The 14,124-nt window shown below is 46.8% G+C and carries 14 protein-coding genes and 1 pseudogene; 7 read left to right on the forward strand and 8 right to left on the reverse strand.

Annotated features, from left to right (window positions below):
• Positions 1 to 224: 224 nt before the first annotated feature.
• The 3 genes and pseudogenes from NG833_RS06915 to NG833_RS06925 all read right to left on the reverse strand — a co-directional run bounded on the left by NG833_RS06915 (position 225) and on the right by NG833_RS06925 (position 2,026).
• Entirely contained in the window at positions 225 to 551 is a 327-nt protein-coding gene (locus NG833_RS06915; protein ID WP_254564571.1) for an MAE_28990/MAE_18760 family HEPN-like nuclease, read from the reverse strand.
• A gap of 443 nt (positions 552 to 994) precedes the next feature.
• A pseudogene (locus NG833_RS06920) lies at positions 995 to 1,468 on the reverse strand (ISAs1 family transposase); the annotation flags it as partial.
• A 111-nt stretch (positions 1,469 to 1,579) separates the two neighbouring features.
• On the reverse strand, positions 1,580 to 2,026 hold the full coding sequence (locus tag NG833_RS06925; RefSeq protein ID WP_254564572.1) for a transposase family protein: 447 nt from the start codon (positions 2,024 to 2,026) through the stop codon (positions 1,580 to 1,582).
• 77 nt (positions 2,027 to 2,103) lie between these two features.
• On the opposite strand from NG833_RS06925, the gene NG833_RS06930 reads away from it, so the two are divergent.
• Positions 2,104 to 2,403 carry an MAE_28990/MAE_18760 family HEPN-like nuclease gene (locus tag NG833_RS06930; RefSeq protein WP_254564573.1) on the forward strand — a complete coding sequence of 100 codons (300 nt, stop codon included), beginning with the start codon at positions 2,104 to 2,106 and terminating at the stop codon, positions 2,401 to 2,403.
• Between the two features lie 337 nt (positions 2,404 to 2,740).
• On the forward strand, positions 2,741 to 5,203 hold the full coding sequence (locus NG833_RS06935; RefSeq protein ID WP_254564574.1) for an NACHT domain-containing NTPase: 2,463 nt from the start codon (positions 2,741 to 2,743) through the stop codon (positions 5,201 to 5,203).
• A gap of 14 nt (positions 5,204 to 5,217) precedes the next feature.
• Here NG833_RS06935 and NG833_RS06940 read toward each other — a convergent pair whose 3' ends face one another.
• Together NG833_RS06940 and NG833_RS06945 are read right to left on the reverse strand one after the other, a co-directional pair.
• Complete coding sequence (locus NG833_RS06940; protein WP_254564575.1) at positions 5,218 to 6,111, reverse strand: mechanosensitive ion channel family protein; 894 nt, start codon at positions 6,109 to 6,111, stop codon at positions 5,218 to 5,220.
• A 126-nt stretch (positions 6,112 to 6,237) separates the two neighbouring features.
• Positions 6,238 to 6,951 (reverse strand): methyltransferase domain-containing protein, encoded by a 714-nt coding sequence (locus tag NG833_RS06945; RefSeq protein ID WP_254564576.1) that lies wholly within the window; start codon positions 6,949 to 6,951, stop codon positions 6,238 to 6,240.
• Between the two features lie 130 nt (positions 6,952 to 7,081).
• On the opposite strand from NG833_RS06945, the gene miaB reads away from it, so the two are divergent.
• A complete protein-coding gene (gene miaB, locus NG833_RS06950; RefSeq protein ID WP_254564577.1) occupies positions 7,082 to 8,446 on the forward strand; it encodes a tRNA (N6-isopentenyl adenosine(37)-C2)-methylthiotransferase MiaB in 1,365 nt (454 codons plus the stop codon).
• A gap of 128 nt (positions 8,447 to 8,574) precedes the next feature.
• Here miaB and NG833_RS06955 read toward each other — a convergent pair whose 3' ends face one another.
• Positions 8,575 to 9,693: a phosphotransferase gene (locus NG833_RS06955; RefSeq protein ID WP_254564578.1), complete on the reverse strand. Its 1,119-nt coding sequence runs from the start codon at positions 9,691 to 9,693 to the stop codon at positions 8,575 to 8,577.
• A 372-nt stretch (positions 9,694 to 10,065) separates the two neighbouring features.
• Here NG833_RS06955 and NG833_RS06960 point away from each other — a divergent pair, with 372 nt between their 5' ends.
• Positions 10,066 to 10,308, forward strand: coding sequence for a hypothetical protein (locus NG833_RS06960; RefSeq protein ID WP_254564579.1), 243 nt, complete (start codon positions 10,066 to 10,068; stop codon positions 10,306 to 10,308).
• A gap of 3 nt (positions 10,309 to 10,311) precedes the next feature.
• On the opposite strand, the gene NG833_RS06965 is transcribed toward NG833_RS06960, so the two are convergent.
• Entirely contained in the window at positions 10,312 to 10,452 is a 141-nt protein-coding gene (locus tag NG833_RS06965) for a hypothetical protein (RefSeq protein ID WP_254564580.1), read from the reverse strand.
• Between the two features lie 416 nt (positions 10,453 to 10,868).
• On the opposite strand from NG833_RS06965, the gene abc-f reads away from it, so the two are divergent.
• Entirely contained in the window at positions 10,869 to 12,491 is a 1,623-nt protein-coding gene (abc-f, locus tag NG833_RS06970) for a ribosomal protection-like ABC-F family protein (RefSeq protein ID WP_254564581.1), read from the forward strand.
• A 145-nt stretch (positions 12,492 to 12,636) separates the two neighbouring features.
• Here the strand turns inward: abc-f and NG833_RS06975 are convergent, their stop codons facing one another.
• Positions 12,637 to 13,320 (reverse strand): Uma2 family endonuclease, encoded by a 684-nt coding sequence (locus NG833_RS06975; RefSeq protein WP_254564582.1) that lies wholly within the window; start codon positions 13,318 to 13,320, stop codon positions 12,637 to 12,639.
• A gap of 117 nt (positions 13,321 to 13,437) precedes the next feature.
• Here NG833_RS06975 and NG833_RS06980 point away from each other — a divergent pair, with 117 nt between their 5' ends.
• Both NG833_RS06980 and NG833_RS06985 read left to right on the forward strand, forming a co-directional pair.
• Positions 13,438 to 13,641, forward strand: a complete 204-nt coding sequence (locus tag NG833_RS06980; RefSeq protein WP_254564583.1) for a type II toxin-antitoxin system HicA family toxin — start codon at positions 13,438 to 13,440, stop codon at positions 13,639 to 13,641.
• Positions 13,638 to 13,856, forward strand: a complete 219-nt coding sequence (locus NG833_RS06985) for a type II toxin-antitoxin system HicB family antitoxin (RefSeq protein WP_254564584.1) — start codon at positions 13,638 to 13,640, stop codon at positions 13,854 to 13,856. Before NG833_RS06980 ends, NG833_RS06985 begins: the two co-directional genes overlap by 4 nt.
• The last annotated feature ends 268 nt before the right edge of the window (positions 13,857 to 14,124 follow it).

A 14,124-nucleotide genomic window follows, 5' to 3' on the forward strand; every position in this document is an offset into this window, starting at 1 on the left:
CCGCCTTCCGGCTTGACGACGGCAATCCTCTAGCTGGGCAAATACTTCAACGATGGCGAGCTGGGACATCTTGACCTGACTCCGAGAGTGAGATTACTCTGTTATTCTATCAAGTTTTACATTAGAATGAAATAGCCCTGCAAAGTAACCACAGTATTATCTAAAACCACTTGAAGGGCTTCCTGGAGATTGTCCGCGATCGTCTTTTTCTTAATCGTTGCATCTCAGAAACTTTTACTCAAATCGTTGAGAATCCATAATTTCTGAATTTTGGGATGGAGTTCTTGGTAGGTTAATTGCTCAAGTGCAATGGCATCGTGGATAGCCTTAAGCCCATTTCTAATCGAAGGCTCAATTAAATTATAAAGCAGTAAATAGCAATGAGATTTTAAAATGGTCAGGAGTTCCCGATCCACTGTATAATAGGAACCCGTAGGGAAAGCTATGGAACGCCCAGATTGAGATTCAAGCTTTTCCATTTCATTCACTAATTTAAAATAATTTTCAATTTCAACAACTCTCCCCTGAAAGTCTTGGATAAAGGTTTTCATCTGATTAGCTGATTTTTGAGCGCTTCGATTCTTTCCATAATTTTCTAGGGTTGTTGGTGATGCTAACGAACCGAGGGAATCCTCACCAGAGATTTGAGATGATTTTTGTCCAATAGATTACGGTCATATTGTGAAAAAAAAATATTTGATTGGTTCTTAAAAATTAAATGTGTAAATCCCTGAAATTGAATCGACTGGATACATCTTTCCTAACTATTTTATCCGCCTTATCTGATAGAATAATTGTTTTTATTGAAGTATCTTTAAACTTTTTTTGTCGTGATGGAAACAAATCTTTAAAGTAAAAATCATTGAGAGAATCTAATAGGGTTAAGTTTTCTAATTGCAACTGATTGGTAATAAAACAGGGCTATTTCATTCTAAACAACTCCTTAATTAGTTTAAGGCAAAATCCCGCCAGACCTTGGGCTTGAGCCATATTATCAAATCCATAAGCGCGGTATATGTGAGCGTGCAAAATTTCGAGCGACCGCCCAAATTTGAACCAAGGGTTTTGTTCTTATACGAGAAGCCTCTTCACCTTGAGTTACATCCCGCACATAATGAACCTTGTTTTCGACTCTCCAATCACCTCGAATCCGCTTGGAAAATACTTCAGCCGTTTCAATCAAAGAGGAAACATAAAACCGAATTTTAACACTGGTTTCAATAATATTTGCTCGATGGACTTCGCGGTATGACTCAATATGAATCACGGTTTTAAGTCCCGGAAATTCCGGAATATTATCTAACTGATTACTAATACTAACCGTGCGTTTTTCAACTCGACCATGATCAACATTGTTCGATTCATGGGTCTGAATAGCTTGAAAATTGGCTTGGACTGCTTCAAGTAGACCTGATTGGTTGCCTTTGAGCGCCCCAATATAGTCATTCCCACTGTCTACGATGACTTGAGCCGTTTTTTTTGGGTACTGATTGCATCAAAAGCGAACACTACACCCTTGAGGGCCATATCTTTGATAAATGCGGGTAAGGCCGTGATTTCATTAGTTTTTGAATCAACTTCATAGGGGTCGAGAATCAGCCCTCGTTCTACGATGTAAGCACTTGCCTTCCATAATGGCCGGATGAGAATCTACATTAGCGTCATCATTAATCGCTTCATAATACCATAGCAAAACTTTGCCGTCCACTGCAATAGTTTCGCTTTCTATTGGGTCAATCCCCAAAAAACTGGATAAACAGGCTGAGTAGCGTTGTTGATCAATTCGTAGTAACGTTCGTCTTATCGTACTGTAGGAGGGTAAGCGGTCTTTTTCAGGTTTGAACAATTCCAACAGTTCATCATAGTAGGCTTTTAACCAATCTTCAATCGCTATAAAACCCCTATTTCCTGCCGCAACGGCCACGGTAAATAAGGCTAGACAGAGGCTTGGTTGATGACGCATTCCCGCTCTACGACGGCAATCCTCAAGATCCGCAAATGCTTCAACAATTGTTATTTGGGACATTTTGACCTAAACCCTCGGTGAGATTAATCTGTTATTCTATCAGGTCTTAAACTAGAATGAAATAGCCCTGGGTTACTTTGGACCCGAATAATATTCCGATTTCAGGTAATTTAGATGCTCAGACTATTAAAGGGCTGATGGAAATGTATGGAGTTTTTGGGCTTTTGCCCTTTTCGGAAAGAATCATCCATCCGGTGCTTAATTTTGTGGTAAAAATTCGCTGTGACTTGGCTCATGGGAATGTTTCTTTTTATGAGGCTTCCAATCAAATCCTTTGGAGTGAATTGCTTGAAGACAAAGAAAAGATAGCGATCTATTTAGCGCAGGTGTTACAAAATATTGAAAATTACATTGACAATCACAGGTATAAAACATAAATTTGAGAATTGGGATGCCGATCATTTGCTAGATTCGGTTAATTATCATGGAGGGAGTGACCGGGCGGTTAGGATCCATCCCTGTCCCTCGCTCAATTTGGACGCTACGACAAAATCGGCTCCCCGGGACAATGCCTGGGATGTGGCAGCATTCCTGGACCCCTATTACCGACAACCGATCAACTCTCGGAATTTTCCTAAACCGGGGGTCAGATTCAACAGACACCCACAACGCCTTTTGGGTCTCTTGTCGAATCTTCTAACTTTTGCGAGAATGAGAACATCAAACAGTAAGTTCATAATCGGGCTAATCTCAGATTAGACCCAATTTTTTTATATGATGATTCCCCGAAAAACGATTGTTGCGGATGGCGCTACCAGTATCGCCCAAATTGCGACGGATACGCTGTCGGAAGATAAGAGTAAATTATTGGGGATTTTTCCCCGAACTCTGGATAAAAAAACTAAGGAGGCGATCGCCTCGGCTTCGGAGACTTATGTCAATCTCTATCTCCAACGGTATGCCACGATTGATCTGTTAGGAACGCGCGATCCCCTGCCGTTAGAATCCCTCTATGTGGAGATGCAGGTGAGGGAGATGGATGCGCCGGGAATGGCGAATCTGAATGCTTCCCCAGTGGAGTCTACTCCCCAATCCCCGATCGCCGTGCTCAATGAACGGGATCGGGTGATGCTCTGGGGTGCACCCGGTTCCGGAAAGTCACTCTTACTGAGGAAAATCGGCCTGGAAGCCCTCCGGGGAACCCGGTTCGGGGGGGTGATAAGGCGCGGGTATATTCCGGTGTTTATCCCGGTGAAAACCTTGAGTGGGGGGGATGGGGAAATTGAAAAAGCGATCGCCGATGAGTTTCGTCGCTGTAGTTTTCCGGCGGCGGAACGACTGGTGCGAGAGGCACTCGCTCAAGGTCGATTTTTGATTTTACTGGATGATTTGCATACCATTCCCTCGTTTGCAAATGCGGAGGCGACTGCCCGTCTGGAAGGGTTTATCGAAACTTATCCCAAAAATCGCTATGTAGCTTGTTCCCGATCCGGGGTCTTTCACCATCCCTGGCGCAGCTTTCATTCCGTGGCGATCGCCTCGTTAGATGAGGTACAACAGGCGAATTTGATCCGACATTGGTATAACACCCCGTCCGCTACAACCCCGAGTGGTGAGTTGCTGTTAGCGGATTTACAACGCCCGGAAAATGCTTACGCCCGGTCCTTGGCAGAGTTCCCCCTCTCACTGACCTTGCTCTGCCTGGTCTACGATCGCTCTCACTCCATCCCAGAAAATCGGGCAGGGCTTTATCTACAAACTTCTCACATTTTACTGGAAGCCGCAGGAAACATTCCCACGACCCCGGGATCGGCGGCGAGTCCGGAAATGAATCGGGAATTGGCCAAATTGTGGCTGGCACAATTAGCCTTCCGCAGTGCGATCGCTGAACGTTCGGTTTTTTCCGGGGCTGATTTGAGCAGTCGGATTCCTGTGCATTTGTTGGATTTGCATAAAGATGAGTATTTCCCCTTTTCTGTACCAACGAATGTCAATGCGAATGCCACGGAAAATTTAAACAAAAATCCCCCCCCTCTCAACCCAGCGCGTAAAAATTCCTTGCCGACGGTTCCCACGAATCCCCATGAAAAGGCCAATCATCCCTCGAACAAAAATCCCGGGGTATCCCTGACGCCTACTATTGGGGAAACCCGCTATCGGGTGGAGAAAATGCTGGAGAAAATCGCCTTGCGCTCGGGTTTGTTGCTGCAAATTGGCCCGGATCGCTTTGCCTTCACTCAAGTGACTTGGCAAGAATATTTTACCGCAATTTATATCGATACTTATTATTTAGCGGCTCAAATTTCGGCTAAAAATCTGACTTTGCGCTACTGGCAAGAAATCTTTTTATTTGTGTCCGGTATCCGCTATCCCACGGCGGATAAATTACTAATTTTGATGGAATCAGCGGCTCAAAAGTACCTGAAAACCAGTAAGTTGCGATCGCTGTTGCGATGGGCCTCGGAATCCACGGAGGAGGATGATGGACCGCTTCCCATTGCCGCCAAACGCACGGCAGCGCTGTTTTTAGTGTTGAGCTTGAACGCCACCTTAGAACCGGATTTATCGTTGGAAAATCCCTATCCTACGGATAGCCTGATTCAGCAATTGAAGCAGCGGGGGGAAGTAGAATCGCCGGAGAATGTGGCGTTAAGTCTATGCGAAATTTTAGGGTTCAATTTGTCTGAATTGCTCAATCGTGCTGGCCGGTTAGCGGAGGATTTTACCAAAAATTTGGCGTTTATTTGCGATCGCCCGTTGGATGTGGAAAAATCGGCGGGGGAACTGACTCGGGGTCTGGCGCGAAAATTGGCCCGCGATCGCACGCGACAATTGGTTCTGGATTGGGATTATTTACTCGATTCCCCCAGCAATTTTGCACTGGATCGCGCCGGAGATTTGGCGTTTGTCAGTATTTTGACTCGCTTGGTGGAAGAGGTGGGGGTTTTTAAAGATTGCCAAGAGGCGATCGCTGCTTTGCAATCCCTGCAAACGGAGATTCCCGATACCAATGCCGCCTATCAAGTGCATTATGAGTTTCGCGATCGCCTTCGTCAAACTTGGTTAACTGCTCTCAATTTGTCCAGCGATCGCCTGAAGTTATCCCCGGAGGAAAAGCAGGCATTAGGGGATTATTTTTATGCCAATGGGTTGATAGTCCGCTGCTACCATGCCGCATCAAAAGTCACCCCCGCCACCTGGAAAGTCATTCAAGGACGAATGCTACGGGGGAATTAGGAATCCCAGGGTTGTTAACCTCCATACGAATCACCATTTCCCGAAATGGGACTATTATCCGCAAACTTTTCTTGGTCATAATAATACAGGGTGCGGATGGGATAGGGAATATTGATATTGGCGCGATCGCAAGCTGCTTTTAAGGCGATCGCCACTTTCGTTTGAACCCGTCGCACCGAGGGCCTCTCCGGTTCCGTCCAATATCGCACCATCATATCAATTGAACTCTCCCCAAACCCCAGAACATCAACTTCCGGTTCCGGTTTCGATAACACCCCCGGAACTTGGGACACCGCATCCAGTAGCGTATCTACGGCTTTCGGTAAGGGAGTATTATAATCCACCCCAATTTCTAAATCCGTGCGCCGATAGGAAAACGCTGTCCTAACTTGCACCGCATTGGTAAAAACTGACGCATTTGGAATCACAACTCGTTCCCCTTGATAGGTGCGAATTTGCGTCGAACGAATCGCAATTTCCTCCACCGTTCCCTCATATCCTTCTACAACAATTTGGTCTCCTAGTCTAAAGGGTTCCTGCAATAACAGCAAAATTCCCGCTAGGAAATTTTTAAAAATATCCTGAAAGGCAAAACCAATGGCAACGGAACTTAACCCCAATAACCCAATAATATCTCCTAATGCCAAACCGGGAAATGCCAGAACACAGGCGACAATAATTCCCACAGACCAGGCTGCAACATACGCCGTTTGAACCATTAACATTCGGAGGGATTGACTCTTGAAAACTCGCCGTCCTGCCGCCATTGTTAGCCGACGAACTACATTGGCAGCATACCAAGTAATACACAAAACAACTAACGCAATAAAAATTGCCGGTAACAGTGCTACTCCTTGAGCAATCAGGTTAATCAGGGTGGCTTGGATTTCTTTCAACACTAGGTTCATATTAATGATTGATTTAAAATGGCAAAAAGGTCACGGTTTTGATGCCGGTGACCCGCAAAGGCGTAGGTTCAAACCGACCCCTTTGATGGTAATTCAGAGATAATCCCGGGATATCCATTGATTCCCTCACGGTTTTATCCCCGTCACCCCGACTCGCGCATCTCCCCAACGATGGATTTTAATCTCGGAAAAGCCCGACTGCCGAGCATAAGTTTCTAATTCCTCTCCTGTCGAACACATACTCAAATAAGCCGGACGTCGATCGATCGGGTAAGCATAACCCGCCATAAACACCTCCCATCCATGACTGGAGGTCAAATCTACATTATCAAAAAAGCAGCGTCCCCCGGACTTTAACACGCGAAATGCTTCTTGTAAATACTGATAGCGGTCCCACTCATACAGATGCATAAACACTACCGTACAGTAGACCAAATCAATGGAATTATCGGCAATTTCCTGTAATCCAACCCCACTCAATTCGATTAATTCAATATTATATAACCCGTCCAGACGTTGCGCGGCATAGTGGAGCATATTCGCCGAAATATCGGTGCCGATCCATTTTTGGCATTTGGGACTTAAAAACTTGCCAACGCGACCCACCCCACAGCCTATTTCTAAACAAATATCCTGGGGTTGAATCCCGACAAAATTCTCAATTCGATTCACCGTATTCAGTCCGGTGCGGTCTAATTCGGCTTCGTCCGTATGTCCCGCCACATACAGTTTCGCCTCATCCATATTGGCGGCGAGGTTGTCCCAGGTTGCCTTATATTGCGATCGCTCCTGAATCATAGGGTTCTGATTTCCATTCTCAGTGGGTAAAATTGACGGCACGCTTTATAATAATAGTTTATGTTTGCATCCGAGTCATGGCTTTCCCCGGGGCGACTGCCGCCCATAGCCGGTTGAATGCCAGACTGCCATTGACCCAACAGGCCCGTTCATTTGCGAAAAATAGCACGTTATGTCCTCTATTCCTCGTCGTTACCACATCACCACCTTCGGCTGTCAGATGAACAAAGCTGACTCCGAACGCATGGCAGGTATCCTGGAAAATATGGGGTTCCAGTTTTCCGAAGACCCCAACCAAGCCGACCTCATCCTCTACAATACCTGCTCAATTCGGGATAATGCCGAGCATAAAGTTTATTCTTACCTAGGCAGGCAAGCTAAACGCAAACTCCAACACCCCAACCTTACCCTCATCGTTGCCGGTTGCGTGGCACAACAGGAAGGAGAAGCACTCCTGCGCCGGGTGCCGGAATTGGATATGGTCATGGGACCCCAACACGCCAACCGCCTAGAGGATTTGCTCGAACAGGTGTTCGCCGGGAACCAAGTGGTAGCGACGGAGGCGGTGCATATCATGGAGGATATCACCAAACCGCGCCGGGAGAGCCAAGTTACTGCCTGGGTGAACGTGATTTACGGCTGTAACGAACGCTGCACCTATTGCATTGTCCCCTCCGTGCGTGGCATCGAACAATCGCGCACCCCAGAAGCAATCCGCGCCGAAATGGAAGAACTCGGACGCCAGGGATACAAAGAAGTCACCTTGCTGGGTCAAAATATCGACGCCTACGGCAGAGATTTACCGGGAACTACACCGGAGGGAAGACATTTACATACCCTGACGGATTTGCTCTATTTCGTCCATGATGTCCCGGGAATTGAACGGATTCGCTTTGCCACCTCTCACCCGCGCTATTTCACTGAGAGATTAATTCGGGCTTGTCAGGAATTGCCGAAACTTTGCGAACATTTTCATATCCCCTTTCAATCGGGGGATAACGACATATTGAAGGCGATGGCGCGGGGTTATACCCAGGAAAAATATCGTCGAATTATTGATATGATTCGCCACTATATGCCCGATGCTTCTATCAGTGCCGATGCGATTGTCGGCTTTCCTGGGGAAACCGAGGAGCAGTTTGAAAATACGCTAAAGCTGTTAGAAGAGATTAGCTTTGATATGCTCAATACTGCTGCCTATTCCCCACGTCCGGGGACACCGGCGGCGGTGTGGGAGAATCAGTTGAGTGAAGAGGTGAAAAGCGATCGCCTGCAACGGTTGAATCACTTAGTATCTATCAAGGCAGCCGAGCGATCGCAACGGTATCTCGGGCGAATTGAAGAGGTCTTAGTCGAGGAGCAAAATGCCAAAGACCCCACTCAAGTCATGGGAAGAACACGCGGCAACCGCCTCACCTTCTTCACCGGGGATATCAATCAGTTAAAGGGACAGTTAGTCCAGGTGAAGATTACCGAATCCCGCGCCTTCAGTTTGTCTGGGGAGGCGATTTCCGTCCCTCAACCGGCTTTGGTTTAAGGGCGATTACCACCTAAGTGAGTTGTAGAGAACCCCGGTTTTTTTACCGGGGTTTTTCAGGTTGAAAGGGGGGATATCTCGCTGCTGTTTTCCAGACTTATCAGTACCGGATTGAGTAGAAGTCATGATTAAATCAGCTCCAAAATCTGTCCCATTTCAGTAGCGGCATCAAGAAAGGGGAGCTTTTGTAGACGACGGTAGCGGTCTTGATCGGATTGGATTTGAGAGTAACGAATAATCTTTTCACTAAATCCTAATAGGTAATAAAACAGCAATTGGAACTCGAAAGCTTCAAGGGGTTGCTCGAACCGTTGAGCATAGAGTTGGCGAATGGAGTCGTGAATTTCACTGCCAATACTAAAAGAGATAATCAAACGCGCAAACTCTGCAACAATCGGATGCTTTCCCCAGGTTTCCCAATCGAGTAAAATAAAATCGCCTGTGGAGGTAATACCAGCATTGTTTATACACATATCCCCATGAGCAATACTGAAGGGAACCTCTACTTTGTCATTGGAGAAGTGATCGACGAGTTGACGAAAAGTATCAACTTGTGCAGGTTTTATTTCAGCCATTGCTAGACTGGTTAAAGCCTGATGGAAAAGCCGATCTGGCGTCGTCTTACAGGCTGTTGAGAGCGGTTGCCATTCAACGGGTTCATACCACTGCATCAACAGGGGGATAAACTGGTCTTTCATCCTTTGGCGATCGCGATTAAGCTGAGGATTCAGGGGTTGACAGGAAACTCGTTCTTCGAGGCAATAAGCAACTCCTGCTTCTTCTCCAAAAGCCAGCACCTTGGGTGTTTTAATAGAATCCCCTAGTTTTTTCTGGAGATCGTCTCTTCCCAGCTTCTCCCGTTTCCACCAAGCGGGTAGGAATGGATCGGGAGTTCCTGAATAAGCTGATGGACGAGCTTGACGGACTTTAAGAGTGACATTGGGATAAAAAATTCGGACCCCTTTGTTAATCTGACCGAGCCAAATCGCATGAGCATTGGTCTGGATTTTAAGTCCCTCTCCTAGACAACTTTTTGCAGCAGCAACCAACCGCTTTTTCCTGTCCCCGGTCTGAGTTAAGCCCCGTAAAATTTGGGGAATATTTTCCGAACTAGCAGGAAGCCAGTATTGTTCGCGAGCTTGCAAAAAAATGCGAAGTGCTGGGGAAGTGTCCGGTAGTAGCTTCTTCTCCAGGATAGGTAAAGCCGATATTAACCAATTATAGTCGGTTAGTGTGGGATTAGGCAATTTTTTTCACCTCTATTTTATAGTGGGATTGGATAGAGATTTTGACGAAGAGGAATGCCAGCAAAACGCCCATTTTATGAGGTAATATTGCTGCAAACAGTGAACGCCATCAGCGTTTTGAATGAAGCCTTAGTGAGTCAATGATTATATCCGTCCAGGATTAGTAGGACGAAAAGCCCGCTTGCCCAAAATAATGGCGATCGGCAGACATCTTTTGAGTTAACTGTTCTCTTGTCATCACCCCGAAATCAAGAAACACCCTATATCGATCATTAAAAGGTGTGAGATGCTCCCAATCCCTTCTCACTCCATGTCAAATCGAGTAAAATAAATACTCAATCCAGTTCGGTTTGTGAGGGGAGGGGTTAGTTGATGTTAATTGACGTTCTAATGTTATTTGCCCGTGCTGGATTAGGAGTTGCCGCGACCGAATGTCGCGACTGGACCCAGCGCAAATCTGGGGAACGCAATCATGATATTGAGCAAGCACTGCTCAAAGCGCATCAGCGCAGCTTAAAAGAGATTCGCACCTGTTGTCAAAAATCACCCGAATGGGACCGATATCATTTGGTCATCATAACCCAAGTTAAGAAAATTACTACTGATTTTAAATAAATCTTAACCATAGTCCAGGAGGGAGAGCCAGCGGGAGTTGAGGGGAGTTTGCACAGACCCCACCAGCAGGCGATCGCTCATACGGAATCCGGTTGGAATCGGTCTGTAAAAACCCACAGGCTCAAGCCCGGAGGCTACAGGCACAAAGCCTGTCCTGAGCTCCGTCGAAGCCTGTCCTGAGTCCTGAGCTCCGTCGAAGGGGGTCGAAGGGGGCCACCGGGCGCGGGCTAAAAGCGAAAACCGACTTTTACCAACCGGATTTGGTATCAGAAGCGGTTTCCGCATCTTATGACAACACCCTGAAACTGTGGGATTTACTCACGGGAAGGGTGCTGGCGACCGTTAGAGGTGAGTTTCGCGTTCCAAATTGTGCAGTAGCCCCCGATGGGCTGACCAGAGGGGTTGTCAAAAACTGAGGGGATTGGTTATAGTTGAAAAAGGTCGGTTTCAACCCTGACTTCTCACTTGTATCTGTACGACTCTCCTTAAGAACATGAAGAATCTTCTGAGCTATATAACCGCAACTCGCAACAAACAGGTCATGAGCCAGAGGATTCAGTATGGAAAAAACGAGAAATACCAGAAATACCGTTGTTTTATGGGGTGAGAATTTAGCCTACACCGTTGAGCAAACCCGCACCCTGTTTTCCGGGGTGAATGTGACAGTGGAACAAGACGATCGCATTGCCTTAGTGGGCTCAAACGGCAGCGGTAAGTCTACCCTGATGCAGCTCTTAGCCGGACAGATTCAAACCCATCGGGGTTCTCTGGTGCGTCGAGGTTCTATCTATTACTTGCCCCAAGTCGGCACCCTGAGCCCAATCCAGCAAGAACAGACCATTTTTCAGTTCCTCAGCGCCCTGGATGAGGAATGGTGGCGCATTGAGGAGCTTTTAGGGAGTCAATTCAATACCCATTGTGACTTATCTTTGCCTCTGCACCGCTTGAGTGGGGGAGAATTAACCAAGCTGTTTCTCTCCGTAGGTTTAGCCCAAACGCCGGATGTTTTGCTGTTGGATGAACCTACCAATCACCTTGATTTACTCACCTTAGAGAGTCTGCGCGCCAGTCTGGAGCAATTTCCCGGGGCTTTTGTTATTGTTTCCCATAAGCCCTTTTTTCTCGATCGGGTGGTGACAACAACTTGGGAATTAACGCCCCAAGGGGTGAATGTTTATGGGGGCGATTATTCCTTTTATCGAGAACAGAAACGGATTGCTCTAGCGGCTGCAAGGCGATCGCATGAAGTCGCCAAAAAAGCCTTAAAACGCGCTCAAATCACCGCCCTCGCTGAACAAAAACGAGCCGCACAATCTCAGAAACGGGGTGAACAAAAAGCCGAGAGTGGCAGTATGGGTAAGATGGCAAAACGCTATTTTGCCAATCGCGCTTCCTCCACCGCAGGCAAAGCGGCGGAACAAAATGAGGCTATCCTTGCTCAAGCCTCACAAAAGGTAGCTGAGACAAAAATTAAAACCGTCAAAGCAACGAATATCCAACTGGAAGAGAAAAGTTTGAAACGGAAAACTCTGGTTGAGATTGACAATGCCTTGCTTAAAGTAGGCGATCGCCTGTTAATCGAGAATTTTCGGTTGCATCTGGGTTCGGGCGATCGCATCGTCATCGCCGGTCCCAATGGTTCTGGAAAATCCACCCTGATTAAAGCCCTGTTTAACCCCGACGGGGTGGGCATTTTAGAAGCAGAGCAAATGCGACTCGCCCCAGCCATGACGGTGGTTTATCTCGACCAAAGCTATGGATTTGTGAATCGTCAGCAAACGATTTTAGAAAATATGCAGTCCGCTAATCCCCAGTTATCCTATCAACTGTTACGGCAACAGTTAGGGCATTTTCTGTTCTTGAACGATGATGTGTATAAGTCGGCGGCAGTGTTAAGCGGGGGAGAGTTAGCCCGATTAGCGATCGCCATGATCAGTATTTCCGAAATTGATTTACTGATTCTCGATGAACCCACCAACAATTTAGACATTGAAACCGTCGAACAAATGATTCAAGCAATTAATGACTATCAAGGCGCAATCTGGGTAATTTCCCATGATTTGGACTTTTTGAGCCAAATCCAAATTACTCAAGCCTTTAAACTTAAGGACAAATCCTTACAACCCACTACATTTTTACCCCAAGATACCGAGGCTTATTATCAGGAATTACTCTATTCTTAGTCTATGAAAGACTAACTTGTTTAGAGAATTTAAGGGGTGTTATTCCTGTTTCCAAAGGGAATTTGAGGTTAAGCGTAAGTCCCTGTAAACAGTAGGGTCCTGGATAATAATTCATGCGGGAGATAGAAGAGGCGATCGCAATCCACTACGATTCCGGCTCAATTCCCAACGCCCGCAACTGCGCCGCTAACCGTTCCGCCCGTTCGCGTTCTGCTGCTGCTGCCTCCCGCGCTGCCGATCGCTCTTGCTCCCGTTCAATCGTCGTCAGGAATCTTTCCCCATCGGGGCGGTAAATTGTCAAAGTTTCGGGAGTGAACTCGAAGCGAATCCCTAAACGGGGGCTAGTCCATTGGGCGATCGCCTCAATCGTCTGAAATTCCCCCTCCACTCGCTGAAGACCGACAAAATCATGATGATCAGGGTCATAAATATAGTATTCCTCCACCCCATAGCGTTGATAAAATTGCTGTTTATTCACCATTGCCTGGAGGCGATTTCCCGGCGAAAGAATCTCAAACACGACCTGGGGAGCAATATTTCCCTCTTCCCACTGGCGATAGGAACCGCGATTCTCCTGCGGAGACGCTTCGCGATCGCCCTTGGGCCGACCAAACACCACAAACACATCAGGTGCCACCCGAATCTTCGGCTCCCCCTCCACGGGATACCAGAGCAGATCCCCCGCCACAAACACATCGGGCTGATCCGCAAAGCAGCATTCTAAATTTTCCTTAATCAGGACAATCCATTGGAACTGGCGCGTATTGTGTGCGATCGGTTGACCATCAGAATCGGGATAGAGAACAGGGCGATGAACGGAAAGAGTCATAGTACAAGCGTTATTGCTGTTTGAGCCATTATACCAACCTTTACCAGGGTCATCAACAGACGTGATAAACTAAAGTAGAACCCCCAAATCATATCCATGCCCAGGAAGATTCGAGAGTTGAAAGCTCAAATTGCACGGTACGGATTTGTTTACTTGCCTAAGCGCGGCAAGGGCAGCCATGAGCGTTGGCGACATCCTCTGATTGGAAAAACACTGACAATTCCAGGTCAGAATGGAGATGATGTGCCACTTTACCTAGAAAAACAACTGGAAAAACTACTGACTGAATTAGAAGAGTTGAAAGAGGAGGGGGATTCATGAATCGATACAGCATGATTGTTCAATGGTCTGATGAAGATCAACTTTTCCTAGTCACAATTCCCGAGTTTTCTGATTTAGTCGTGATGCCTTGTACTCACGGAAAAACTCGGGAGGAAGCTATCCGCAATGGGGAAGAAGTGATTGAAATGTATCTAGAGGCTTGGCAAGCCGAAGGTGAAGTGATTCCTGAAGCGAAAACACTGGAGGTGGCTTGATGCTTTTGGTGATTCCGACTGCATAACCACGCCCACCGGACGGTTAAAAGTTCATCGGTTGAGAGTTCGCGGATGTCTGCGGGGGGTGATGGGCAAGGTTGGGTGTAGGAGGGGCGTGCGCTTTTCAAGTAGGCATCGCTTCGCTATGGCGTCTGCGCGATCGCCTCTTGCTCCCTGACTTTGTTACAAATCATTTAGTATTGTTATGTTTGCAGTTCATAAGCGCGCTACTCTGTTATAATCCGAATTGTTGTGGTTTGTCTCAGCC

The organism is Oscillatoria sp. HE19RPO (genome assembly GCF_024220515.1).
In the GTDB taxonomy this organism is placed as follows: Bacteria; Cyanobacteriota; Cyanobacteriia; order Cyanobacteriales; family Laspinemataceae; genus Laspinema.